General features: G+C 70.3%; 21 protein-coding genes and 3 pseudogenes. 17 read left to right on the forward strand and 7 right to left on the reverse strand.

Features of this window, described 5'->3' with window-relative positions; translation table 11 throughout:
• Positions 1-12: 12 nt before the first annotated feature.
• A complete protein-coding gene (locus ACZOOI_RS42710) occupies positions 13-552 on the forward strand; it encodes a hypothetical protein (RefSeq protein WP_465282211.1) in 540 nt (179 codons plus the stop codon).
• Between the two features lie 91 nt (positions 553-643).
• Complete coding sequence (locus ACZOOI_RS42715) at positions 644-1,306, forward strand: hypothetical protein (RefSeq protein WP_465282212.1); 663 nt, start codon at positions 644-646, stop codon at positions 1,304-1,306.
• Between the two features lie 513 nt (positions 1,307-1,819).
• Here the strand turns inward: ACZOOI_RS42715 and ACZOOI_RS42720 are convergent.
• Complete coding sequence (locus ACZOOI_RS42720; protein ID WP_465282213.1) at positions 1,820-3,298, reverse strand: APC family permease; 1,479 nt, start codon at positions 3,296-3,298, stop codon at positions 1,820-1,822.
• Positions 3,299-3,372: 74 nt separating this feature from the next.
• Complete coding sequence (locus tag ACZOOI_RS42725; RefSeq protein ID WP_465282214.1) at positions 3,373-4,596, reverse strand: amidohydrolase family protein; 1,224 nt, start codon at positions 4,594-4,596, stop codon at positions 3,373-3,375.
• Positions 4,597-4,815: 219 nt separating this feature from the next.
• Here ACZOOI_RS42725 and ACZOOI_RS42730 point away from each other — a divergent pair, with 219 nt between their 5' ends.
• The 3 genes from ACZOOI_RS42730 to ACZOOI_RS42740 all read left to right on the forward strand — a co-directional run bounded on the left by ACZOOI_RS42730 (position 4,816) and on the right by ACZOOI_RS42740 (position 8,017).
• Positions 4,816-5,511 carry a GntR family transcriptional regulator gene (locus ACZOOI_RS42730; RefSeq protein WP_465282215.1) on the forward strand — a complete coding sequence of 232 codons (696 nt, stop codon included), beginning with the start codon at positions 4,816-4,818 and terminating at the stop codon, positions 5,509-5,511.
• Between the two features lie 183 nt (positions 5,512-5,694).
• Positions 5,695-7,029 (forward strand): VWA domain-containing protein, encoded by a 1,335-nt coding sequence (locus ACZOOI_RS42735; RefSeq protein ID WP_465282216.1) that lies wholly within the window; start codon positions 5,695-5,697, stop codon positions 7,027-7,029.
• Between the two features lie 616 nt (positions 7,030-7,645).
• Entirely contained in the window at positions 7,646-8,017 is a 372-nt protein-coding gene (locus ACZOOI_RS42740) for a peptidase inhibitor family I36 protein (protein WP_465282217.1), read from the forward strand.
• A gap of 367 nt (positions 8,018-8,384) precedes the next feature.
• Here the strand turns inward: ACZOOI_RS42740 and ACZOOI_RS42745 are convergent.
• A pseudogene (locus tag ACZOOI_RS42745) lies at positions 8,385-8,714 on the reverse strand (RidA family protein); the annotation flags it as partial.
• Here ACZOOI_RS42745 and ACZOOI_RS42750 point away from each other — a divergent pair.
• The 8 genes and pseudogenes from ACZOOI_RS42750 to ACZOOI_RS42785 all read left to right on the forward strand — a co-directional run.
• A pseudogene (locus ACZOOI_RS42750) lies at positions 8,714-8,863 on the forward strand (winged helix-turn-helix transcriptional regulator); the annotation flags it as partial. The pseudogenes ACZOOI_RS42745 and ACZOOI_RS42750 overlap by 1 nt on opposite strands.
• A gap of 152 nt (positions 8,864-9,015) precedes the next feature.
• Positions 9,016-10,347, forward strand: coding sequence for a radical SAM protein (locus ACZOOI_RS42755; protein WP_465282218.1), 1,332 nt, complete (start codon positions 9,016-9,018; stop codon positions 10,345-10,347).
• Positions 10,344-11,360, forward strand: coding sequence for an aminotransferase class I/II-fold pyridoxal phosphate-dependent enzyme (locus ACZOOI_RS42760; RefSeq protein WP_465282219.1), 1,017 nt, complete (start codon positions 10,344-10,346; stop codon positions 11,358-11,360). The genes ACZOOI_RS42755 and ACZOOI_RS42760 overlap by 4 nt, the downstream gene beginning before the upstream one ends.
• Positions 11,320-11,892: a class I SAM-dependent methyltransferase gene (locus ACZOOI_RS42765; protein WP_465282220.1), complete on the forward strand. Its 573-nt coding sequence runs from the start codon at positions 11,320-11,322 to the stop codon at positions 11,890-11,892. The genes ACZOOI_RS42760 and ACZOOI_RS42765 overlap by 41 nt, the downstream gene beginning before the upstream one ends.
• A gap of 75 nt (positions 11,893-11,967) precedes the next feature.
• Positions 11,968-12,615 (forward strand): annotated as a pseudogene (locus ACZOOI_RS42770) (ABC transporter ATP-binding protein); the annotation flags it as partial.
• Between the two features lie 83 nt (positions 12,616-12,698).
• A complete protein-coding gene (locus ACZOOI_RS42775; protein ID WP_465284163.1) occupies positions 12,699-13,484 on the forward strand; it encodes an ABC transporter permease in 786 nt (261 codons plus the stop codon).
• A gap of 978 nt (positions 13,485-14,462) precedes the next feature.
• The gene (locus ACZOOI_RS42780; protein WP_465282221.1) at positions 14,463-14,612 is read left to right on the forward strand and encodes a hypothetical protein; all 150 of its coding nucleotides are present in this window, start codon (positions 14,463-14,465) and stop codon (positions 14,610-14,612) included.
• A 630-nt stretch (positions 14,613-15,242) separates the two neighbouring features.
• Complete coding sequence (locus ACZOOI_RS42785; protein WP_465282222.1) at positions 15,243-15,779, forward strand: hypothetical protein; 537 nt, start codon at positions 15,243-15,245, stop codon at positions 15,777-15,779.
• Between the two features lie 642 nt (positions 15,780-16,421).
• On the opposite strand, the gene ACZOOI_RS42790 is transcribed toward ACZOOI_RS42785, so the two are convergent.
• Together ACZOOI_RS42790 and ACZOOI_RS42795 are read right to left on the reverse strand one after the other, a co-directional pair.
• A complete protein-coding gene (locus ACZOOI_RS42790; protein WP_465282223.1) occupies positions 16,422-17,042 on the reverse strand; it encodes a hypothetical protein in 621 nt (206 codons plus the stop codon).
• A gap of 175 nt (positions 17,043-17,217) precedes the next feature.
• Positions 17,218-17,964 (reverse strand): carbon-nitrogen hydrolase family protein, encoded by a 747-nt coding sequence (locus ACZOOI_RS42795; RefSeq protein WP_465282224.1) that lies wholly within the window; start codon positions 17,962-17,964, stop codon positions 17,218-17,220.
• Positions 17,965-18,836: 872 nt separating this feature from the next.
• Here ACZOOI_RS42795 and ACZOOI_RS42800 point away from each other — a divergent pair.
• Positions 18,837-19,526 (forward strand): class I SAM-dependent methyltransferase, encoded by a 690-nt coding sequence (locus ACZOOI_RS42800; RefSeq protein ID WP_465282225.1) that lies wholly within the window; start codon positions 18,837-18,839, stop codon positions 19,524-19,526.
• 453 nt (positions 19,527-19,979) lie between these two features.
• Here ACZOOI_RS42800 and ACZOOI_RS42805 read toward each other — a convergent pair whose 3' ends face one another.
• Positions 19,980-20,549, reverse strand: a complete 570-nt coding sequence (locus tag ACZOOI_RS42805) for a hypothetical protein (protein WP_465282226.1) — start codon at positions 20,547-20,549, stop codon at positions 19,980-19,982.
• Positions 20,550-22,328: 1,779 nt separating this feature from the next.
• Positions 22,329-22,766 carry a hypothetical protein gene (locus ACZOOI_RS42810; protein ID WP_465282227.1) on the reverse strand — a complete coding sequence of 146 codons (438 nt, stop codon included), beginning with the start codon at positions 22,764-22,766 and terminating at the stop codon, positions 22,329-22,331.
• Positions 22,767-22,912: 146 nt separating this feature from the next.
• Here ACZOOI_RS42810 and ACZOOI_RS42815 point away from each other — a divergent pair, with 146 nt between their 5' ends.
• The 3 genes from ACZOOI_RS42815 (at position 22,913) to ACZOOI_RS42825 (ending at position 24,883) form a co-directional block, all read left to right on the forward strand.
• A complete protein-coding gene (locus ACZOOI_RS42815; protein ID WP_465282228.1) occupies positions 22,913-23,221 on the forward strand; it encodes a hypothetical protein in 309 nt (102 codons plus the stop codon).
• Positions 23,222-23,579: 358 nt separating this feature from the next.
• Entirely contained in the window at positions 23,580-24,440 is an 861-nt protein-coding gene (locus ACZOOI_RS42820; RefSeq protein ID WP_465282229.1) for a hypothetical protein, read from the forward strand.
• An 83-nt stretch (positions 24,441-24,523) separates the two neighbouring features.
• Positions 24,524-24,883, forward strand: coding sequence for a hypothetical protein (locus ACZOOI_RS42825; protein WP_465282230.1), 360 nt, complete (start codon positions 24,524-24,526; stop codon positions 24,881-24,883).
• Positions 24,884-24,970 lie beyond the last annotated feature (87 nt).

Here is a 24,970-nt window from a genome sequence, read left to right on the forward strand (position 1 = left end):
CGGTTGGCGCCTTTGGCGTTGATCACCGTGATCGCGGCCGGCACCCTCACGGTCGGCACCGCCGCCGCGGAGCGCTGCCAGGACTGCGAGCCGGGCGGCGGCGGTGGGACCGGCGGCGGCACCGGCGGGGGCGGCGGTGGTACCGGATCGACCGGACCCACCCGCCACGTCCGGCTGACCGGCTCCGTCGCGACGACCGACGCGGAGGGCATGTTCGGCGACGACAAGCACTGCACCGACGCCTTCGCGTACGAACTGGCCGCGCCGATCGGCCAGTGGACGGTGAGCCGACGGGACAGCTTCTGCGGCGGCGAAGTGCGGTTGGAGACGTATGTGGATGTCTTTCCGGCGGCCGACGGAACGATGCAGGCGGTAGTACGCCTCAAGCTGTTCGAGGGGACGAACTATCAGACCCAGGACCTGGACGGCGAGGCGAGCAAGATCCTGCCGACCATCGCGGTGGGCGGGTCCGGCGGGGCGAACGTCTATGTGCACAGCGGCGAGGGCGCCGCCGACGACGGCAGGTCGGACATCACCATCGAGAACTTCTGAGTGGGACTCACCGAACGAGAGAACGGCTGAGCGGGACCCACTGAACGAGAGAACGGCTGAGCTGGTCACACCGAACGAGGGGGACGGATCCATGCGAGACAAACTTTGGCGGCGGATGCGCAAGGTGGCCGTGCTCACGGCAAGCACCACCCTGGCGATGGGCGCGCTGACGGTCGGCTCCGCGTCGGCGGAGCGCTGCCAGGACTGCGAGCCGGGCGGCGGCGGGGGCGGCGGCGGTACGGGAGGCGGCACGACCACGCCGGTGGTCTACCGGCACGTCGGCCTGGAGGGCTGGGTGAACCTGTACGACCACGAGGGCGGCAACACCTACACGCGCTGCGAGGGCAGCGGCGGCGACTACTTCTGGTACGACCTGCAGGCGCCGGTCGGCCAGTGGACCGCCAGTCGACGGGACAGTTTCTGCGGCGGTGAAGTGCGCCTGGAAACCAGGATCGAGGTCAGGCCGAACGCCGACGGCACGCTGGACTACCGGGGCACCCAACTGCTCTACGAAGGCACCAGCACCACGACCAACGACCTCGACGGCAAAGCGGCGATCCCGCAAGCCGCTCCGGTGGGCGCGGGGGCCACCGCGGGCTTCGACGTCGCGGCGAAGAACGGTAACGAACAGGGGCATATCAACTTCGAGTTCGGCGAGACCGACGACGGCTTCCAGGTCTCTTTCAACTGGGTGCACGACGAGGGCGACCCCACCGACTTCACGGTCTCCCGCTTCCGAGTCCACAACGTCTGACCGAGTGATCGGACGACCCGATCACCGGTTCGCCACCCCGGTGTTCGGGTCGCCTCGGTGTTCGGGCCACGGGCCACTTGCGGACGCAGCAGGCGCCACGCGGACGGAGACGACGAAAACCCCTGCCCACTGCCCCCATCGTGCCGGCAACACCTGCCGACCCCGCGCGCACACCGGGAGCCGCCCCCAGGGGGTGTGCCACCGCCCCACGGTCCCCACCGCCCTGACCCGCGCGCTCGCACCACCTCGCCGACGCCGCCGCCCGGGCGGCGGCTGTTCCCGGGACCGCCTCGGCGGGAAGCCGCTCTCCTGGCGCGTGGACGGCGGCTGGGGTGCACCGGCCCGTACCGCGACAGTGGCGGGGCGCTACGGCAGGGGCGAGCATGAGGGGGTGGGCTTCTCCCTCTGGTTCGGCGGAGGGGGTCGGGGCCGGGCGTCCGGGTCGGGTGGTGGGTCGGCGTTGTCGTCCGGTGGGGTTCTCGTCGGACCGTCCATCGGGTGCGTGGACTCCGATCAGTCGCGCTCGACGTCGGTCGTGGTCAGGAGCGCGTAGCGCTCGGGGTCGGTAAGGCGGATGTGTCGGGCCATCAGCAGCCCGGCGCAGAACACCATCGGCAGCGGCACGAGCAACGCCGCGTTGACTGCGTCCGACGCGCCGGTGAGCAGGTCGAAGTGGATTACCGCGAGCACTGTCAGCAGGACCAGTCCGGCGCACGCGGCAAGGGGCGCGAGCACGACCCGAAAGAGCGAGAAGCCGCGGCGGTTTCGGCGGAAGAACCCGTACACGGCCAGCGCCGCCAGCGCCTGCATGGCCATCACGCCCAGCACGCCCGCGCCGTTGGGCCACAGGAAAGTCACCGTGTACGGGTCCACGTCGGCGAGCGCGCCGATCACGACGACGGCCAGGCCGAACGCGCTCTGCACGATCACGGCCAGGCTCGGCGAGCCGGTCCGCCGGTCGACCCGGCCGAGTCCGCGTGGCAGCAGACCCTCGCGACCGAGCGCGTACATGTACCGCGTTGCGGCGTTGTGGAACGCGAGAGTGGCGGCGAACGCGCTCGTGATGATCAGGACGTGCATCGAGTCGGCCAGCCACGGCCCGACGAAATCGGAGCCGGCGGTGAAGACCATGTCGGCGCCGCCGGCGCCGTTCGCGATCTCCACGGACTTCCCGCCGCCGAACGCGCCCATGATCACCCAGACGGTGAAGGCGTAGAACAAGGCCAGGAAGCCGACCGCGATGTAGGTCGCCCGCGGCACGGTGCGGTCCGGGTCGCGCGCCTCCTCGGCGTAGATCGCGGTGGCCTCGAAGCCGGTGAACGCGCCGATGGCGAGCACGAACATGCCCGCGACGCCTTCACCGGACAGCGACGAGGGGTCGAAGACGCCCATGTCGAAGGTGGATCCGCCCCGATCGCCGAGCACGCCGATCTCCAGCACGAGCAGGACCAGGACCTCCAGGGCGAGCGCGATGCCGAGCACCTTGGCGCTGAGCGTCACCCGCAGCCACCCGAGCCCGGCCACCCCCGCGACGCAGCCCAGGGCCCAGAGCCACCACGGCAGATCGAGCCCGGTCAGGTCGGCGACGCCCGTCGAGGCGAAGTACCCGAAGCACGACACCAGACCGATCTCGATCAGGTTGTACGACACCACCGCGACGTACGCCGCGCCCACGCCGACGGCCTTGCCCAGGCCGCGGGCTATATAGGCGTAGAACGCGCTGGCGTTGCGCACGTAGCGGCTCATCGCGGTGAAGCCGGTCGCGAAGAGGGCGAGCAGCACACCGGAGAGCACGTAGCCCAGCGGTGCGGCCATACCGCCCATGCCGATCGCGGCGGGCGCGACACCGGCCATGGCGGTGAGCGGGGCGGCCGCCGCGACCACGAAGAACACGAGGTCGGCGGTGCCGATCGCAGACTTGGCGAGCGCGTCGCCGGGGCCGGTGGGGTCCGCGACCGGGGGCGCGGCATGGGATTGCTGACGGATCGTCATGGGTGGTGTCTCCGGGGCAGGGGAAGTGACCGGATCGACGGTGCGGGTCGAACCGGTGCTCTGGTACGGGGTGTTCAGCCGAGCAGGCGACCCTCGGCCGCGACGGTGCGGCCGGCGTGCAGGACCAGGCGGCGGGCGGGGTGCGCGGCGGCGGCCTCGGGCAGGGACGCGGCCTCGACGACCACCAGGTCGGCGCGGGCGCCGACGGCGAGGCCGTAGTCGGGCAGACCGAGCGCGGCCGCGGCGGCGTCGGTGACCAGGTCTGCGGCCACGGCGAGTTCGTCGTCGGTCATCAGGTCCTGGCGCAGGCCGACGATGGTCGCGCGCTCCAGCATGTCGCCGGTGCCGTAGGGCCACCACGCGTCGCGGATGTTGTCGGATCCGGCGAACACGCGCACGCCGCGGTCGCGCAGTGCGAGCACGGGCGGCATCGAGCCGCTCGGGCCGTTGGTCAGGATCGACACACCCGCGTCGGCGAGTGCGTCGGCGGTGCGGGCGAACGCGGCGGGGTCGAGGTCACCCAGGCAGTAGGCGTGGCTGATGGTGACCTTCCCGGCCAGGCCGACCGCGGCGGTGCGGGCGGCGATCTCGCGCAGTTGTCCCGCGCCGGACTCGCCGCCGTCGTGCAGGTGCAGGTCGATGCCCGCGCCGTGCCGTTCGGCGAGGCCGAACACGACGTCCAGGTGGCCCTCGACGTCGTTGTCGAAGCCGATCGGATCCAGGCCGCCGATCAGGTCGGCGCCCTCGCGCAGCGCGGCGTCCAACAGGTCGGCCGTGCCCGGCGCGGTCACGATCCCGCTCTGTGGAAACGCCACGAGCTGCACCGAGAGCACGTCGCGAAAGCGCTCGCGAACCTCCACGAGGGCGTGCAGTCCGGACAGCCCGAGCCACGGATCCACGTCGACGTGCGAGCGCACGTGGCCGGTACCGAGCGCCACGATTTGCCGGACCAGGTGTGCGGCCCGCTCCGCGGTCGGCACCCGGACCCGCTCGCGCAGGGCGCGCTCCGCCGCGACCCGTTCGCGAATCGTGTCGCCGGTGACGTGCGGCTGCCAGTCGCTGCCGAGGAAGGTCTTGTCGAGGTGGACGTGACCGTCGACGAACGCGGGCAGGACGAGGGCGCCGGCCACGTCGATCGTGGTGCCGACCGGCGGCTCGTCGCGGGCCTCGCGGTCGCCGACCGGATCCAGCGCGGCGATCCGGCCTGCACGGATCGTGATGTCGGCGCGGGTGCCGTCCGGCAGGGTTGCGTCGAGAAGCAGGTCGGGATGGGACAAAGTCGGCGACGGTACGGTCAAGACGGCCTCCTTCAAGGGTGCGGCGGTGGCTCACGGTATCTGGTATACCGAATACCAAACAAGGGTTTCGGGCGCCTCGATTCCGTCGCGCGGGAACGCTGCGATGATCTGCGAAGGCCGATCGAGGACGACCGGCCCGACCGGTCCGACCGGCGGGGAGGAACGACACTGCCCGACCGGTCGTACAGGCGGGGACACGAGCAGGAAGGCGCGGACAGCGTGGAGGACATCGCGGCGGCTCGACGGCGGCCCAGTATCGGCGCCGCCGACCGCTCGCTGCGCGATCAGGTGTACGAGGAACTGCGCGAGCGGATCATCGAGGGCGACCTCGAACCCGGTCGCCGCCTCGTCGAGCGGGAGATCGCCGCCGAACTGGAGGTCTCCCGGGTCCCGGTCCGCGAGGCGGTCCAGCGCTTGGAGGTCGAGGGTTTCCTGACCGTGCACGCGCGCCGCGGTGCGGTGGTCACGCGGCTGCTCGCGCCCGACCTCGCGCACTTCTTCGACGTCCGGGAAAGTCTGGAGGCGCTCGCCGCGGGATTGGCCGCCGAGCGCGCCGACGCCGCCGGGCTGGCGCGCCTGGGCGAGTTGTTGTCCGCCGCGCACCGGGCCACGGCCGCGAACGACGCGCGTGACATCGCCGCGCTCAACGCGGCCTTCCACGCCGAGATCGTCGCGCTGTCCGGCAACCCCATGCTGGTCGGGATCATGGAGCCGCTCAACGGTCGGCTGCGCTGGCTGTTCCGGCTCACCGCCAACCCCGACGACCACCCCGTGATGTGCCGCGAGCACGAGGCGATGTACGCCGCGATCCGGGCCGGCGACGCCGCCGAGGCCCGCCGACTCGCCCACGAGCACGTGGTCGCCAACCGCGCCGCGACACTGACGACGCTGCCCACGGACGAGCCGGGGGCCTGAACCCGTCGGCCGGCGCTGTGTCGGCCGGGCCGGCCGGGGTGGACGGGGTGGACGGGGTGGACGGTGCATGCACTGTCCGACGGTTGCTGCTTGCCGTGCAGCCGCTCGGGGTTCGGGGCTCGGGCTTGGGGGCTCGGGCTCGGGGCTCAGGCCTGGGGGCTCGGGCTTCGGCAAGATGGTGCCATGACATTGCCATCTCTGCGTCAAGGCGCCAACCTGCGGGTCGACTCCACGCGGCTTCGGGTGGAGCTGTCGTGGTCCGCCCGCGCCGGTGTGCCCGACGTCGACGCGTCCGCGCTGCTGCTCACCGATACCGGACGCGTGCGCGGGGACGCCGACTTCGTCTTCTACAACCAGGCGCGCCACCCGTCCGGCGCGGTGACACACCTGGGCCGAGACGAGACCGGCGACGGCATCGTCGATACCTTCGCCGTGGATCTCGCGCTGGTGGAGGAGGCGATCCACCGGGTCCTGCTGTGCGCGTCGGCCGACGGCGGTACGTTCGGCCAGGTCCCGGACCTGCGCCTACGGGTGCTGGACGCGGTGACGGCGGTCGAGATCGCGCGCTTCGACATGACCGCCGGGATCGAGACGGCCTTCGTCGGCGGCGAGTTGTACCGCCGTCAGGGGCAGTGGAAGTTCCGCGCCGTCGGACAGGGGTACGCCTCCGGACTCGCCGGACTTGCCACGGACTTCGGCGTCACGGTGCACGACGAACCGGCGGCGGACCCCGTCGTCGCGCAGCCGGTTGCGACGCGGCCGGCCGCCGTACCGGCCGGAAACGCCGAGGAAGCGCTGCCCGCAGGCATGCGTGAGCGCCTGTCGCTGCGCAAGGAGCAGGTGGTGGTGAGCCTTCGGAAGCGGGGCGCGGAGGGGATCGCCGCGCGGGTGATCCTGGTCCTGGACGCGTCGGGCTCCATGCATTGGCTCTATGAGCAAGGCGTCGTCGCCGACGTGGTGGAACGTATGGCGGCCGTGGCGGCCGAGTTGGAGGACGACGGGGTGATGCAGGCCTGGACGTTCGCCACCGACCCGGTTCGCCTGCCCGACCTGCGCGTGGGCGAACTCCCCACGTGGTTGCGCCTGCACGTGCGTCCGGGGAGCGACGATCCCGCGCACGGGTTGCTGCCGGGGCAAGTCGACATGGCGGCGCTCGGCTTCGGCAACGAGGAGCACAAGGTGATCGCCGAGGTGCGCTCGTACGTCCGGGAGAATCCGTCCGCGGCCCCCACGTTGGTGCTGTTCTTCTCCGACGGCGGCATCTACTGCGACGACGAGATCGAGCGCGAACTCCGGGAGGCGTCCCGGGAACCGGCGTTCTGGCAGTTCGTGGGACTCGGCGACGCGAACTACGGCGTCCTGAGGCGCCTCGACACGATGCGCGGCCGCCATGTGGACAACGTCGGCTTCTTCGCGATGGACGACATCGGCGACGTTCCCGACCAGGAGTTGTACGACCGGCTGCTTTCCGAGTTCCCGACGTGGATCGAGGCGGCGCGGCGCAAGAACGTACTTTGATCCGACGCGCGATGGTGCGCCCACGAGAACACCTACGCCCTCCGGGCTGCTTCGCGCCACCCGGTCCTGTGGGTCAACGACCCGACCGCGGTTGACGCCGCCGAGCACAAGCCCACGCAACCGGCCTCCGCCGGCCGTGCCGGCCTGCACGTGCCCGACACCGTGCTCACCTGCGACCACCCGCCCCGCTGCCGCCCATTCGTGGACGCCCACCACGACAAGGCCGTGCTCAAGACCCCGACCCAAACCACACCACGCTCTCATCCCCACGACACGGCTGCGCGCCCCGCGACGACCCGGACGCGGTCGCCGTAACGCTGCACTACCTCCACGGCGCCGAAGGGCGGGAGTTCGCGCTCGTCGGTCTGCCCGCCCTGAGCGACGGGATCGTCCCGAACCACCAGGAGGGCCTCACCCCCAAGCCCTCGACGCGGCGTGTCGGGCCTGCCACGTCGCAGCCATCCTTTCGGGTGATCACGGGCTCGGACCTGCTTGGAGGCGGACGCGGATGCGTAGAACCCTCACGTCGACTCGTCTCGGACCATCGACCGAGGGTGGGCGACAGCGCCGAAGTGTCTCGTCGGCGTCTTCGGAGGATGTGAAAGGAAGTGGCCCCATGGCCTTCAGAACGCGCAGCGCCGCAGTAGCCGCCGCATTGCTGGTCGGAGCCGTTGCGATCGCCACCCCACCTGCGGCGGCACGCACGGGCTCGTCGGCGTGGCCGTGCAACTCGAATAAATTCTGCATCTATTACGGCGCCAACGGCACCGGAGCGCACTACGAACTCGAGGACGGCGCCTCCGACCTGAGCGTGCTGTCGGGCAGGCTCAACGACCACGTGTGGTCGGCCCGGAACAACACCAAGGACGACTGGTGCCTGTTCCGCGACGCCGGATACAAGAACAAGATTCTCAACATCCTCGACGGCCAGAGCACCAACCTGCCATCGCCGCAGAAGAACGAGGTGAGCTCCGTCCGACGCTGCTGACCCCGACCGGAAGCAACACGCCGGAGGGCCCCTCGACCGGGTCGACCGGATCTACCGGGTCGACCGGGGCGACGCGCCACCGTCCGACCACATCCGGGCAGCGGCAACACCGCCGCTGCCCGGCCGCCTCCACGGCCGCCCTCCACGGCGGCAAACGACTTCCCCCATTTGCGGACCAGGTGCGGTAGAAGACGGGCGAGCCCCCGGAACGCGCCTTCTCCGCACTCGCCTTCGACCCCCACGCCGCCGGCCGGCCCACCCCGGGACACCGGGACAAAGATCGCGGACGGTTCCCGTTTGGCCGCCGGCACCGGTGATCGAGGGATCCTCCGGCCGGGCCTGGATGCGCCGCGCGCTGTGGGCGAGTTCAGGCGGGCAGTTTCGTGTCGACGATGAAGCTGATCTCGATGACCTGGCCGGGGAAGGTCAGTTCGGTGACGCCGAAAACCGTGCCGGCCGGGCGGTGGTCGCCGAAGTACGCCAGGTTGCCCTCCGCCGTCGCCGCGGCGTTCTGCCGCAAGTCCACCACGTACAGAACCTGCGAGACGACCTGGTTCCGGGTGGCTCCGTAGTGGGCCAGGACTTTGTCGACGTTGGCGTAGGTCTGCTCGAGCTGGGCGGCGAAGTCGTCCGCGTGGAGGAACTCGCCCGCCTCGTCGAGCGCGAGCTGTCCGGAGACGTGGATCAGCTCGCCAGCGGGAGGTGTATCCCACCGTGCCGCCGCGGGTCGAGTACACCCTGACCGAACCGGGCCGGGCCCTGCGCGCCACGGTCGACGCCATATGCGGCTGGACCCACCAGTACCTCGGTCACATCGAGGGCGCGCGCCGTCACTTCGACGCCTGACGGGCACTCAGCGCCACACTCTCGTTGGTTGTCGGGGTGGCGGGTGAGCCGGCCGAGGGGGCGTGGCGTTGACGACGGATCGGACCGGGACACCGCGTTCCGCCCGCAGTTCGGCCCATGCGGCCTGGGGCCCGCTCATGCATGATGACGGGATGAATCAGAGCGACCAGCGCTTCCACGTCATCGTGCTGTCGAACTTCGCGAAGGGCTTCGACAAGTACGCGTTCGCTTACGGCAAGGCGGGAATTCCGGAGAGTACCTATCCCGACCGGTTCCACCTGCTGACCCGTGCGGAGTTGGGAATCGGCATCGGCAAGGCGCGACGCCTGCTGGACCGTCTGGCCATTCCGGGCGATCGGCTGCTGGTGCTGGAAACCACGGTGGACCCCGACAAGCTGGTGCCCAACGTGTCGACCGGCCTCGGCACGGAACTGCACGAGGCTCGCATCCGGTTGTCTGCAGTCCACGAACTCGACCAACTGGGCGACGAGTTCACTCTGCGCCCGACAACCGTCGAGGACGCGATGGCGGCCTCCCTGCACCTGCACGGATCCGCACTGCGTCGCTACGCCGACACGCGACCGCGCTCGGTTTCGCTTCTGCCGGTTGCCTCCGCGTGCCAAGCCCGGTGTTCGTTCTGCTTCTCCTCGGCTTCGATCTCCAGCGACCAGGCGCCGGCACGGGTCCCGTGGGACGCGGTCGCCCACTGGCTGGAACGCGCCCGTGCGGCGGGTGCCGAGCGTGCCGTGATCACCGGCGGCGGGGAGCCCACGCTCATACCGTTCGAACAGCAGCTGCGACTGGTGTCCGCCTGCTCGGCGGCCTTCCCGAAGGTCGTCCTGATCACCAACGCGCACACCCTGGCGAAGGGCCGGCACGCCGACCGCCTCGCAGCCCTGAGCGCCGCGGGCCTGAGCGTGCTGGCGGTCTCCCGGCACCATCAGGACGACGCCGTCAGCGAGCGGCTGATGATGCTGCGCACGCCGGTGAGTTCTGTGATCGACACCTGGCGTGTGGGACGTGACCGCTGGCCGGGGCTGCGGCTGAGGCTGATCTGCGTGCTCCAGCACGGCGGCGTCGCCGACGCGGCCGACGTCGCCGACTACCTTTCGTGGGCCGCGGCCCTCGGTGTCGACGAAGTCTGCTTCAAAGAGCTCTACGTATCCACCAGCACCGAGTCGCTCTACTTCGACCGCGCCGCCAACGTCTGGAGCCGAGAGCACCAGGTTTCGCTGTCCGTCGTCACCCGGTTCGCCGAGCAGCACGGCCTCGAACCGGCGAGCCGCCTGCCCTGGGGCGCTCCCGTCTACCACGGCACCTGGGACGGACGGCCGATGCGCATCGCCGCCTACACCGAACCCAGCCTGCTCTGGGAACGCACCAACGGGATCGCACGCAGTTGGAACGTCATGGCCGACGGACGCTGCTACGCCTCGCTGGAAGACCGGGCCAGCGAGATAGTGCCGGAAGGTGCCACGGCGTGAGGTTCGACGAGTTCCAGGAATTCCGGCAGCAGCAACTCCGTGCTTCCTCGTCGCTTCTGGACGCCGCAGAGACCAACGTGTACCGGGCGCTTGCTCCGATGCGACCGGAACCGCCGACCGACACGCGTACGGTGCACCGGTGCGATCTCGCCCGTGCCTGGCTGCGGCGGTTCGAGTTGCCGGATGAGTGGTCCGGCCATGCCATGGTCTGTCGAGGGGTCCGTCACGGGCTCGGCGTGGTGTTCCACTGGCTGCGCGCCGAGCAAGCGCGGTTGTGGCTGCCCAGCGACGTGTACCCGGTCTACCTCGAGCTGGCCCGCGCTGCGGGCCTGGCACCCGCGTCCTACCCGACGCTGCCGGCGCCGGCCCTGCCGAGGTCGCCGGCGGACCACCGGCCCGAATACCTGCTGCTCGCCAACCCCAGCAAGCCGCTCGGCCGATACCTGTCCGATGCCGAGTGCGCCGCGGTGATTTCGTGGTTGCGGGTATCACCACGCCGCCGCCTGCTGATCGACAGCGTCTACGACCTGGGGGCCCCGTTCGCTGCCGGCACACGGCGATTGCTGGACACCGGTTGTGCGGTCCTGCTGCATTCGGTCACCAAGGGATGGCTGTGGCCACGCACGTTCGGCGTGGTCCTGCTGGGTCCTGCGCAAGCCGAATTGGCCGAAGCGTTCCGGGCGGATCCGCCGACGTCGGCACAGCTGAGGCTCGCCGACCGTCTGCTGACCGAGCATGGTGACGTGCCCCGGCAGGTCGTCGACGAACTGGCCGCGCGGGCCGAGCGGTTGTTCGAACGGTTGCCGGACGAAGTGCTCGCGGCGATTCCCCCGGCGAGCCGGACTTCTCCCGGCAACTACTTCTTCCCGGTTGACATCCCAGCGGAGACGCTCCGGCGCGAGTGCGGCGTACTCGCCATGCCGGTCGGCGTGTTCGGGGAGAGCAGTTGGGCCGGCTCCGTCCTGACCAGCCTTGCCGGCGCTTTCGGCCCGACGCCGGCGGTGGGACGGTGAAACCACCGGAGGACCTGGCCGTATACGACGATGCGGACTTCTAGGATCAGGAGTTCACCGCACGGACCCACGACATCCCGTTCCTCCTCGGCCAAGCCGTCCGGGCGGTCGGGCGGGCGGTCCGGTCCTGGAGGTAGCCTGCGGAACCGGGCGTATCACCCTGCCGATCGCGCGGGCGGGTGTCGAGGCCACAGGGCTTGACATCATGCCCTCGACACTTGCGCGTGCCCGTCAGCGTGCCGACTGCCCGTCGCGTGGCAGGAACAGGACTGCCGAGGCGCTTCGCCCTGGTGTTCTCGGAACCCAACTGAGATCAACAGGTGTTCCGGCCGAGTGCGTTGATCCCGATCGTCGCGGCGCGAAGGTGGGGGCCGGCGAGGTAGCTCGGGGGGTCTTGTCGTATCCGGTGGCGATGCGTATTGGAACACCCCATCATCGTGCCGGGTCGCGCCGCCTCGAACCTCCCCCGTGCGGGGGAGACCGTCCCCACGGTCGGGGGATCCGGCGAAGTACTTCGACAGCGCAACCTTGAGGCACCGCAGCAAGCGGACGGCCCGACCTCGTGGGCCGACCCCACGACCCGACCGCACCTCAGGGAGCGAAGCACATGATCCGGATCCGGAACCTGACCAAGCGTTACGGCGATGTGCTCGCCGTCGACGACCTCTCCTTCGAGGTCGCCTCCGGCACCGTGACCGGCTTCCTCGGCCCCAACGGCTCGGGCAAGTCGACCACGATGCGGATGGCATTGGGTCTGGACCGGCCCACGTCCGGCGGCATCACGATCGGCGGCCGGGAGTACACCGAGCTGCGCGAGCCGCTGCGACACGTGGGGGCCCTCCTCGACGCCGGTGCTGTGCACAAGCGTCGCCGGGGGTACGACCACCTGCTTTACCTCGCGCAGTCCAACCGCATACCGGTCTCGCGCGTCGACGAAGTGCTGGCCGAGGTCGGCATGACCGATGCGGCCCGGCGTCGCGCCGGCGGCTACTCGCTGGGCATGCGCCAGCGCCTGGGCATAGCCGCCGCGCTACTCGGCGACCCCGAGGTGTTGATCTTCGACGAGCCGGTCAACGGCCTTGATCCCGAGGGCATCCGCTGGATCCGCGACCTGATGCGATCGCTCGCCGCCGAGGGGCGCACGGTCTTCGTGTCGAGCCACCTGATGAGCGAGATGGCGCTCACCGCCGATCACATCGTGGTGATAGCCGGCGGGCGACTGCTCGCCGACACCGCACTGAACGAATTCGTCGCTACGGGCGAGGCATTGGAAGACGTCTATCTCCGGCTGACAGCCGGGCGTGAGCAATTTGTGGGAGGTGGCCGAGCGTGAGCGCGATGACAACGGCGCGGATGGTCGAGACCGGTTCGATGTTCCCGGCCGCCGTGCGCGCCGAATGGACAAAGATCCGTTCGGTGCCCTCGACCGGATGGCTGCCCCTGGTGACCGTGGTTCTGATCGCCGGAGTGAGCACCCTCGTCAGCGCGTTCGTCGCCGAGGGGCAGCGCCGGGAGGACGGCGCCGAATACGACCCCTTCTCCCTGGTGCACTACGGCGTCAACTTCGGGCAGATGGCACTTGTGGCCTTTGCCGTCCTCGCCGTGGCCGGAGAGTACGGCAGCGGCACGATTCGCTCGTCGTTGGCGGCGGTGCCCGATCGTCGGGTGTTCGCCACCGCGAAGTTGACGGTGATCACCGCGATCGCCCTGGTCACCGCCGTCGCATCGAGCCTGAGTTGCACGCTGCTCGCCCGCCTGGTCATGCCCGCCGGTGACATCTCTCTGACCGCGACGGAGACTTGGCGCACGGCGTTCGGACACGCCGCGTATCTGACCCTGTTGGCCGTGCTGTGTGCGGGAGCCGCATTCCTGCTGCGCACCCCGATGGCCTCGATGGGTCTGCTGATGCCCCTGTTGTTTCTGGGCACGGCCGCGCTCACGGCCATACCCGGGGTGCGCGAGGTGGCCCGGTTCCTGCCGGACAAGGCGGGCCAACGCATCATGCGACTGCGCGACTTCAACGCGCACGAGGTCGACCCCTGGCTCGGCATCGGTGTCATGGCCCTGTGGGCGATGGCGGCGACCGTCGCCGCGCTGGCCGCAATCCGCAGGCGCGACGCGTAGCGGCCACGGTCGGGGCGATCGGGCGGGCCGGGGCAGCCGGCCCAGTCCTCACCACCACGCGCCAATTGCCCGGGGTCACTTTCGAGCACTCCAGTGCGCGTGTCCGGATGGCGATGAGACGGTGCGGCGGCCGGGGAGCCCGGCCGCCCACGCGGCACCCGCGAGTTGCTACTTGCCGCGCTGAGGGCCTCGCGTGCCGAACTGGCCGGTGACCTTGAGGGTAGGCCGGCGCACCTGCGGGGGAGGGGAAGCGTCCAGTCCGCCAAGGGCTGTCGCAGACTCCGGTTCGTTCGCCGGACGTCGCGTTCTCGGCCGAGCGGATCGAACACCGGCAGAACCCCGCCGCGCCGCACCGATCGCGATGCCCACATGGGCGAGACTCGCGCAAGGTGTCGCGCTCTGATCCCGGCCGGTCACCGTGACCGTCCCGAAGTACGCTTCACAGCCACTTTCAAGGATCACCATCAGCAGTGCGCGGCCGGTGGAGCTGAGGGGGCACGGCCCACAACGAGCCTCGTATATCGCGGTGTTCGTCGCGGGTGGCGGCGGTGGTGGACGCCGGGGCCGTCTCCGGCGCGGATGCGCAGTCGAGCGAGGTCGATCAGGGGTGCGAGTACCCGGCGGACGGCCTGCGCTGGGCCACACGATGATCCGCACGAAACGGCGGGGCGGATACCGGATCGACGGCTGCCTATGACTGTCCGGAACCAGCCATCCGGAATCAGCGACCTCGCCTGCGCGGAGACGCCGTGACGTCGGCGCTCCCGTAGTGCGTGGCGGCCGTTGAGGCGGGCGGAACACTCCTACGGTTCAAGGGGATTCTCCGCAGGAGGGCGAGTGGCGGCCGGAGTTGTCACGACGGTGGGCCGTTCGGGTCGATGCGGGTGTGCCCTTGCTCCACCCCGACCGCCGCGACAGCGGCTCGTTCGAACGCGTTTGCTGCGGGGGTCAGTTCGCGTAGCGGCTTACGGTCTCCGGGTGGGTGACGAGACGAACGTGGTCTGCGGCCGGCATCTCGGCGAGTTGGTCGGCGCGGGCCGGGGCGTCGACGTCCCGATAGCGAGCGGCCAGGCGGGTGCACAGGTCGTGTGCTCCGTCGGGTTCCGCCGTGACGCGGCCCGCGACTGATGCCCAGCGCTCGCTTTCGCCCACCGGGGCGGCGACCACGATCGAGGCGCGGGGGGTCGCGGCGCAGGCGCCGCACCCTGGGCGAATCCGGGCCCGTGAAGACTTGGATCGTGCCCTCGGCAATGGCCTCGAACCACATCGGCCGAGGCCGTGGCGGGATCGGCCCCCGGCCACGGGTAGGAACCCGTGCAGTGGGCGGCGTCAGAGGGACTCCAGATCCTGGGAAGTCAACGAACTCCGGCCGGGATTCCTGAGCGCTGTCCCGTCAATCTCCGGCTGCGTGGGATGGGGCCGAGAGGGTGACGGACGTGGCCGCACACCGATTGGCTGATGGCGCGTAGACGGCCCGGTGCCCTGTGCGCCCCGCCAACATGCTCCCCGCGGGAACGGGATCCGCACCATGGCTTTTCGGTGTGACATGGATGAATCGAATGGCCCAAACGAACGACCGGTCCTGTTTGAGGGATTGACCAACGGCCGACTCTCCCCGTACCGCTCTGGTCTCAAGGGGTTGTCATGTCGCGTCGGGTCGTGTCTGTCTGCATCGTGGTCACCGCTCTTCTTTCGTCGGCCGGTTGCGGTGACGACGACGGGAAGAGTGGTTCGGGTGCCGCGTCGGCATCCCCGTCGGTGAGCTGTGATCCTCCCGGCCTGCCGCAGGACGAGTGGTTGCGGTTGTGCGGGCCCGGATCCGGTCGCGACACCGGGCCGGCGAACACCGCGCCCGTGGGGGGCTGGGTGGCGATGCCCAACGGCGTCGTGGTTTCGGTGGCGCGCGTGGAACCCGCGCCCGCGGCCGCGAGCGCCGCGCCGGGTTCCTTCCCGGCGTTGGTCACGATCACCGTAACCAACCGGTCGCAAACCCGTTACGACGTCTCCGGAGTGCACGTCAGCGAGATGGGTCGCGTCGGCGGAGAGCGCGCCGAACGCATCACGCACGGAAGTCTGCCGCAACAGGACTTCACCGGCACGGTTGCACCGGGACAGTCGGTCTTCGCCCAGCAACTCTTCGACGTTCCCGACGCCCTCCGTCCCGGTTTCCGCATCATCGTCGCCATGACCCCGCTCCCCTCGGCGCTGCCGGACGCCACGTTCACCGGCACCCTGCCGCTGCCGCAGAGCGCCGGTACCACGCCCACACGCTCCCCGTCCGGGTCGACCCCCTAACGCACGGCGACGGCGACGGCGCGGCGGCGGAACACCGTCCGTCCGCCACAGCGGGACCCGCGTGGTCTCGAAGCCGTACCGGCCCGCTCGTATGCAGCAGCAGCCGGCCGGCCTGGGGTACTCCGCGACGGACGCGGCAAGTTCCTCCCGCTCCCGGCCGGCGGTGGGCATGGAAGCGGACGTCTGCGTCGGCTGCGTATTCGGCGCTTCGACTGTCCTGTCCGGATGTGTCCTTACGCCCACGGACTGCGCGGCGCCGCGTGTGGGCGTGGGGCGCGCCGAGTTCGCGAACTCGGTTCCGAGCGGCGGGTGCGGCCCGGGCCGATCGTCGCGGTCGATTGGCAGGACGGCGCGGCGGATGCCTCGACAGTTCCCCTTCGTGCCGGACGATGCGGACGATGCGGGCGCTGCCGCAACCCCCCGGCGCCCTCTGCGAGTTCTACCGATCCAACGGCAACCACCTGGAACAGGTGGATGTCCATCGGCTCTGCTTCTCGGGATCCCGACTGATCAGCAAGGACGCATTGCCGGTGAACGGCCCCTCCGACCCGGACACACCGGCGCCCCGCACCGCCCGAACTCCGGTGAGGTGCGGGGCGGTTCCGCGTGCGGTCGATCCGCGCCGGGCGGGCGGTGGGGGGCTCATTTCGTACCGGTGGCGCCCGAGTGCGTCATCACGTAGTTCAGCGACGAGGCCAAAGTGGTGTGGGCGAGTACCGCCGCGAGCCGGTCCCAGCCCGCAAGCGTGAAGTGACCGAGCAGCCACCACACCTGGATGCGGTCGTCGCACTCCCAGAGCGGGCGAGGGCCCTTCACCGTCGCGAACAGCCGTGCACGCGGAGCCTTGCCGTCGGCCAGGCGCGCGGCGTCCTCGGCGCAGCACAGAACCGGTCGGGGCAGCAGTTCCGGCGACGGTTGCCACAACGCGCCGACCTTCGCCGGCCCGTGGTGTGGGTCGAACAGGCACGGCGCCGTGTACAGGCCCGAGGCGTCGGGGCCGAAGCCTCCTCCCGGTCCTGCGGGCAGGCACGCGCGGGCCTGGGCGAGCCGAGCGGTGAACCAGCCGACGGGCGACGCGTCCAGGAAGAAGAGCTGGGTCGGGTCGGGCGCGGCACGCCACCCGTCCCGTATGCGCGCGGCGTCCGCGGTACGGGCCACAGCCTGGGCAGGCGAACCGCAATCGGTGACTTGCGCTTCGACCGCGGCCAATTCGGTGTCGAACTCGTCGAACAGGCGCAGCAACACCGCACGGGTCTGTGCCATTTCTCGGTCGTACGCGGACAAGAGTGCTCCTCGGACTCGGGCATTCAGCGGACCGGCGTGGGCGTGCCGGAAACCCGACCCGATCATGCCGTGCCTACGTGACACCCGCCGGGACTTCGTCCCACCTGTCGAAGGTCGCGCGATGCGTGCGCTTGCCTTCAGTCGGCTTTCCGGGTCAGCCGGAGATCCCGTCGGTGTCGGCCGGTGATCGAAGCCCGCCGACCTCGGCGGCGACCACCATGACCGTGCGGTCGTCGGCCTCCGCGAGCAGCGCCCCGCCCGGGGCCCACAGGGCTGCGCCGCCACAACCGGTCCACGGTCCCGACGGGCCCACGTGGTTGGCCATCACGACGTACAGGCCGGTGTCCTCGGCGATTCCCGGGTAGACGGCCGCCCGCTCCCCGATCCCCTTGCCCGTGCCGTACAGCGAGCTCGCCAGGTGCACTTGGCAGCCGTCGGCGGCGCCGCGGGCGGTCAGCTCGGGGAAGTGGTTGTCGTAACACGTGGCCAACGCGAAACGCAGGCCACCCAGTTCGAAGCGCCCGTCCCGATCGCCGGCCGCGAAGACGCCTCGCTCCTCCTCGTAGAGGTACTGCTTCCGGTACGTGGTCACCGGTTCACCGTCGGCGTCGTAGACCAGTGTCCCGATGGCGGGCAGCGATCCGTCCGTGGCCACGGCGCAGTTGACGACGGTGGCGATCCCCACCGCCCGGATCGGGTCCAGTCGCGCATCGTCCGCGCTCACCCACAGGCCGGGATTCTCGACCAGGGATCCGAGTTCGTACCCGGTCAGCGCGAGTTCGGGGAACACGACGAGTTCGGCGCCCTGGACGCGCGCCTGCTCGGCGAGAGCGGCGAGCCGGCGAACGTTGGCCGGGATGTCCGCGGGAACACACGTGAGCTGCGCGGCAGCGATCTTCATACCGCCGAGCATGCCAGGCCGATGCCGCGACGGTGAGTTCGGCGTCCGGGAGCCCCAGTGCCACGACTCGGCGAGCGCACGCGGCAGGAAGATCGGCGCGTGGATGGCAGCGCGTGGACGGCGCGGCGTGTGATGGCGGGGCGTGTCATGGTCTCCCGGGCAATGACGAGCCACTCGTACACGATTCACTCGTAGGAGTGATCTTGCTCCAGGGGCGTCGCAGCGTCGGAGGGATTCCCGCTGGACAGGCAATCCACTCGCCACGGCCGAATCCCCCGCACCGAACACCGCCGACTCGTCGAGACCTGGCACGGCCACAGCATCGACACGGACGCGGTCGTCGACCTGCTCGACCTCGACCTCGACCTCGACGGCGACGGCGACGGCGACGGCTACCTGAGCCGGCCGGAATTCGCCCTCCGGTGGTCCCGGTTCCGGATGAGCGACGGCCCCCGCCGAGTCCGGAAACCTGCTCTGCGGACGCATTTCGGAACCGGGGCCGATGAGCCGGAGGGCGTGATCCGGCAGCCCGCCCGGCGGACGGGCTTCCGGTACTGCGAGGCCAGGGTCAACCGCTCCTTCGCCGTCCGGGGTGACGCGCCGGGTAGCCGTTCAGGGCTGCGCGGGTTCGGCGCGGGAACGTCGAGTGAGTTCCCGGGTCCTGCCCGATACGGCGCTGCGCGGGGTCGGAGCCGATCACCACCGGCCGAGTCGGGCACGTGGTCCGGCACGGACGCGCCTTGGTCGACATCCCGGCAATCGGTCGGCATCGTGTCGAAACCGTTGACAGCTCCGGGCCGTTGCGGTTTGGGTGGGCGCGTTGCTGTCCGTTTCGTGAGCGACCGTGGGTCGTTCGGGGGATGGGATCGGTCATGGCGCGTATTCGTGAGGGGTATCGCGGCGAGGGACCCGGGGCGTTCACGCCGGACGGGTGCGCCGTGGACATGTACGACCGCCTGCCGGCGCGCGAGGAGCCGGAGATGATCGCGCTCGGCGCTCGCGAAGGGGCCCGCACCCTGCTCGAACTCGGTTGTGGGGCCGGGCGGGTGACCCACGCGTTGGTCGAGCGCGGGTGGGAGGTCACGGCGGTGGACGAGTCGCCGGAGATGCTCGATCGGGTACGCGGGGCAAAGACCGTCCTGTCCACGATCGAGGACCTGCGGCTCGGGGAGCGCTTCGACGTGGTGTTGTTGGCGTCCTATCTGGTGCACACGGTCGAGCCCGCGTTCCGCCGGGCGATGCTCGACGCCTGTCGGGCACACGTCGCCGACGACGGGGTGGTGCTGATCCAGCGCGAAGGCGTCGGCTGGCACGACCAGTTGCCCCGCATCAGCCAACATCCCGACGGTGCCGTGAAGATCCTCAGCTCCGAGCCGATCGGAGACGGAGTGCGCGCGGTGCGCATCGAATACGAATTCGCGGACGCCAACTGGGTGCACGAGTTCCGCTGCCGCCCGCTGACAGACGAGGAGTTCGAGGCGATATTGGCGGAATCGAACCTGGCGGTGGACGGCTACCTGGACGAACTCCGCACGTGGGCACGCGTGTTGCCCTTCGTCTGAGCACGCTCCCGCCGAGCCCGGTCACCAACCGCTCGGCGAATACCCCGCCGTCGACGCGTAGCCGGTGGGTGAGGTGGCCGCCGGTTGTCGGCCACCCGCCCCCGGCTTCCCACGGCGGCGTTGGCGGATCCGCTCCGCAACCGGGCTGCGGATCGGGCGGGAGGGGAGCGGGTCGTCCGCACCCTTGATCGCCGGTCCTCCATCCATCCAATTCCGCGTCGGCACACGGCGGTTCACCGCCTCCGAGCCGGGCGCCCTCCGCTGCCACCGGCCTCACGACGCCGGAGTTCCCACCCGGCGTAGGCGAGGCGGGAACCACGGCGGGATACCGCGCGCCTCCCGGTGGCCGACCGTGGGTCCGGGTGGTCGGCCGGCGGCGGTCGCGCCGTGGGGATCCACAGGCGGCCGCCGGCCGACGGAGCCGCGTGGCACCCCGGTGTTGCGCGGCGACCGTCAGGCGCGAACGGTCAACCAGGCGCCGAGTCCGTTGCATCCGCTCGCGCTGTAGGTGGTGCTGCGGTAGCCGGCCGGGATGGGCGAGCCGGGGCAGGTCCAGATGCCGTTGCGGACGAGTTGGTGGTACCAGGCGCCGATGCCGCTGCAGCCGTTGCGGTCGTACCCGGTCACGACGTAGCCGGACACGATGGGTGAGCCCGAACAGGTCCAGATCCCGTCCCGTGCGAGTCGGTGGTACCAGGCGCCGACGCCGCTACAGCCGTTGCGGTCGTACCCGGCGATGACATACCCCGACACGATGGGTGAGCCCGAACACGTCCAGATACCGTCACGAACGGGCTGCTGTAACCAAGCTCCCCGGCCGCCACAGCCGTTGCGGTCGAAGGCGGTGATGACATACCCGGCAGGCACCGGCTCACCCGGGCAGGTCCACCCGCCCACGCGCGCGGCGGGCGCCGCCTCGGTCGCGGCGGCGGCTGTACCCGTGGCCGCGCCGGTGAGCACCACGGCCGCCAACAGAGCGACCGCTCCCACGATCGCGGCGGCCCTGTTCCGGATGGCCGCCATCGTCGTGCGACTCCACAGTCGACGGAATTCGCTGTTCAATTCACACCAGTCCTCTCGCCGTGTTCGCTTGATATCTCTGAGTAATCAAGTGCCACCCGACAATAGGACAGACGCACCTTGATGGTCACGATGGAAGAAATCCGCGAAGAAAAAGAGAAAGGCCACCCGCGAGGGCCGGAATACGACAACCCCCCGTTTCCGGCCATCAGGCGCGCACGGGCCTTCCGGGCGGTTCGTCTCGGCAGGGGCTGCCTCTGACCAGCGGCGTTCCGAACGGTGGGTACATGGAAATCGTCGAATTCCGGGAGGCGTGCGGAGCGGGATCCCCGCCCCGGGCGCGGCATGGGGTCGCGAAATGCCTCTCGCAGGAGGGTGCGCGACGCGCGATGATGCCGTGGTCAAGAAAGATGGGCGCAACACTCCCGAAAGTTTCCCGGGGCGAGGGTTGTCCGAGACGAGGTGTCCCCTCCGCCACGGTCGCGCCCCAGCGGCCCGGGATCCCCGACCGGGCCGTCGCCCACGTCGTCACGAACGCGGCGGCCGCCGGCGGGGGCGACCATATGCGGGCGCGTCGCGTTTCGACACGGTCGTCGCCGGTGCATCGGAAGCCGGCAGGGGAGCGCACGCCCAACCGATCCGGACGGACCCGGCGTCGCAATTGCGCCGTGGCGAAGGGGTGTTCGTCGTCGATGCCCGTGACGACCTTCTCGCCGGCCCGGGTAATCGAGGGCGGCTCCCGAGGTCTTCTCGGTGAGGATCGGTGGCGGGCCTGTTCGCATGGCCGTTGCCCCGTGGGCGGTGGGTGCCAGGGGAGCCGATGTCGCGGAGGTCTGCGTTTCGTGGGGCTACGGGTGGTTCGGTGGCCAGGGGTGGCCGTATTGTTCGGCGGCTTCCCGCGTACCGCCCCGGAGCCGGGCAACGGCACGGGGGTCGCTTGCGGTCAGCCGTGCCGCGAGTCGCTCTGCCTGCTCGGAGGGATCGCCGGCGGCGATCTCGATGGTCGGCCCGAACCGGAGCCAGGCGCGGTCGGTGTCGGCCGCGCCGCGGGGATACGTCGGGACCACGTCGAATGCGATCGGGTTCCGTGCGCGCGGTCCGGATGGCGTCCGGGTCGCAGTCCCAGCGGGCCGGCCGGTCCTCGTGTTACCTCAGCGCCGCCTCGAGCAGGCGCGCGACCGTTTCCGCCGGCCACTTCCCAGCGTGGTCGGCTCCGGCACGCCGGACCTCGGCCTCGTATTGAGCCGCCCAGACGGGAGTTCCGGTAGGCCGACGCCCTTCCTGACGGGGTTGCGCCGGCCCGTCCAGACGACATGTTCGCCGTCGCGACCGGCCGTCACCTACAAAGCGCCGCAGCATTCCTCGCCGCACCCGGTTCGAGCAAGGCGAACCTCGTGGGGAGTTGCACGGGCCTGCATCGGAGCGGCGGGGCCGGTCGAAATCCGAACTCGACACGGCCGGGACGGTGTCGTTCGTGCTCGGTGGGACCAGGGGTGTTTCCGGATCGTGCGCCGGTGTGATCAGGTCGTCGAACAAGTCCCGCGACCGTCAAGGCCCCAGGGCGATCCCCTCCTGCCGTGGCAGACCCGGCAACGTGGTGACGATCGCAACGGCTGCGTTCGGGCCGCCCCGCAAGGGCGGCTCCGAACCGCGCATAGGCGGTTCGGAGCGCCAATACTCCGGCAGGACTTCGGGCCGGCGTCAGGAACCAGGTGATCGACACGTCGCTGCATCTGCGTGCAACGGTGCCGTCACCCGGCCGTCATTGGGCCGGGACGGCCGTCAGTGGTCGTTGATGTAGCTCGCGTAGCCGTCAGTGCCGGGCCCTGCGCCTATGAAGTAGAGGCTGACCCCTTTGCCCTCCACCAGGTTGAACCAGCTGCCGTCGCCGGCCCCCCGCGTGACGCACGAACCGTAGCCGTTGGTGACCTTGATGGTGTAGTGCTTGGTGACGTCCGCGACCGTCACCTCAGCCGGGTAGCCGTTGGCGGCCGAATCGCAGACGGAGACGATGTCCCCGTATTCCTCGACGTAGACCGTGACGCCGGGGGCGCGGTACACGTGGTCCCACACGATGCCGTCCGGAACGTCGGCGGCTGAAGCGGACGGCGCGGCGACGGCGTTCAGCGTCGCCAGGGCCGCTGCCCCGAACAGAGCGCCGACGACGCGACGAGCGCGTCGGGAGCGCTTGGGGGTGGGGGTTCCGCTGCTGCGAGACATGCTTGTCCTCTCGGAGTGTTCGGCCAATAGGGCCGAGCGTAGAACCCGCAGCTTCTTGGGCCACCACGACTGCGCGATGTGGCTGTCGCACTGCTCGTGATCGCGTGTGGAGGGGCGGTATCTGGATAGGCCCCAGGAATTGGTCGATGGAACTCCCGACGGGTGGCCCACCGATCAGAACCGTGGTCTTGGGCCGGCTCCCGGACGGGGCCCGGGAAGCCATCCCGTACCGCCCTCTGGAACCCGGCCGCGATTACCACATCTCGGCCGGAATGCCAGGCCATGACGGCGGCGGCTCGATCGAACTGACCCCAGCCGACCTGACCCACGCCGGCTCCGTCCGCTACGAGGGAAAGAACCTCACCGAAGACCAATTCCGTATGGCGGAAACCAGGGTCTGCAAGGCAAACAAGGCTGCCGTTCCTTCCGCGCCGCCGGTTTCGAGACTCGGATAGGCCGCGTCCAAGGGCCGCCGAACCTGCTGCGTCCGACTCGGATAGGCCGCGTCCAAGGGCCACCGAACCTGCTGCGTCCGACTCGGAGTTGTCACCGAGGGCGGACCACATTTCGGTGTTGTTCGATGCGCCACGACTGCCGGCGGCGTCTCGCGACGTGGTGACCGGTGGGCTGGTACGACCACCGGTTGTATCTCGCCCGACGATGGCGGGCGCGAGGACACCGCCTGGCATGACGAGCGTTGCGACCGGATGGGACGCGACGACGTGGGATCCGTGATCCGCTCATGCGGACGCATGGGACGGGCGTACTTGCCCGCCGCTCGCCCGAGTGACGGACAGCCCGTAGGGTCGAGGGATGGGCGGAGGGCACGCACACCATGTGATCGTCGATCGGGGCGGCCATCGGGTCTGGTCCCAGGAGCGCGGCGCGTCGTGCTTGTACACCGATCTTCTGCGCGGTCCGCTGGAGTTCCCCCGATTCGTCCGGACTCTGCCCGGTGGGACGCCCGACTTCTGGATGAACTCCGTGTGGTGGCGGGGCGTTGTGCTCGTGGACCTGCCCCGGCGCCGTCTGCTCGTCCACAGCACGGCCGAGATCGCGCCGAACTGTGGGGCGCCGTGCGATCTGCTGGAGATCCGCGCCTGGCTCGGCATGCTGCGTCAGGCGTGGTCGGGGTGGGAGGTGGCGTGGATCGCGCGCGGTCTGTACGAGGTCATGGACCGCCTGGGTCTGCCGTACTCCACCGTCGCCTACTTGGACGACCCGCCGCGCGGCCTGGCTCGGCAGTGGGCGCTCGCCCCGACCGAGGACGACGATCCCGGCCGGGTGGCACGGGTCCTGGCCGCGGTACGCGGTCGGGACGGAGCGTTGTCCTTCGCGGGCTCCTGGGCCCGCGACATGGCCGACCACCTGTGTGCCGGGCCGGACGCACACCTTCGATCCCAGCACGACGTCGTGGACTTCACGGTGCTCGAGGCGGTCCCGTGGTCCGGCCTGCACCTCGATGCGCCCAACCGTCGCCTCGACTGGTGGTCGCTGGACACACCCCTCGATCCCGACCGGCTGCCCAAGGCGTGGGAGGGCTGGACCCTGACCGACCACGGCGACGCCTATGAGGACGTCGTCCGGCTCATCGGATCCGAACTGCTGATCGACGCGGGCGACGAACACTCCGCCGCACGGCGTCTCACCAGACGCATCACCCTGCGGGGGTGATCCGTTGCGGCGGCCGTTCGGGTTTCCCCGACTCTCGAATGCGAGGGTGTCCGCTGCGCTCGCGCGGTCTTAGGGTGTGCGGCATGGTCTCGGGGGAGAACGGGCGTCACGGTCGGGTGGGCGCAGCGGTGGGGAAGATCATCGAGGTCTTCTTCCTGCTGTTCGTCCTCGGGGTGGTGGCCATGGCGGTCCTGGCGTTGATGGGTCACTTCGCCCAGGAAGCGTCGTCGGCGTGCGGCAGGATCGGGGACGAGAGCGGGCAGGAGACCTGCGAAGGGGACTACGCGCTGCGGTCGCTCGTGGCATACGGACTCTGGCTTGCGGGAGTGGCGACCACCGCCGTGGGCTGTGTCGTGGCGCGTCGTGGAAAAGGATCGGTTCCCCTGCTCGTGGCCGGCCTCGTCCTCACCGGCGCTGTCGTCCTCATGGCCGTCCCGCCCTGACCGAGACGCATGCCGACGCGCGCCGGCCTGCCCGCTCCGAGTATCCACTCCGCGAAGCTCACACCGCCGGCGATGTCCACTCGTCGT

The sequence above is a fragment of the Embleya sp. L77 genome (assembly GCF_055557415.1).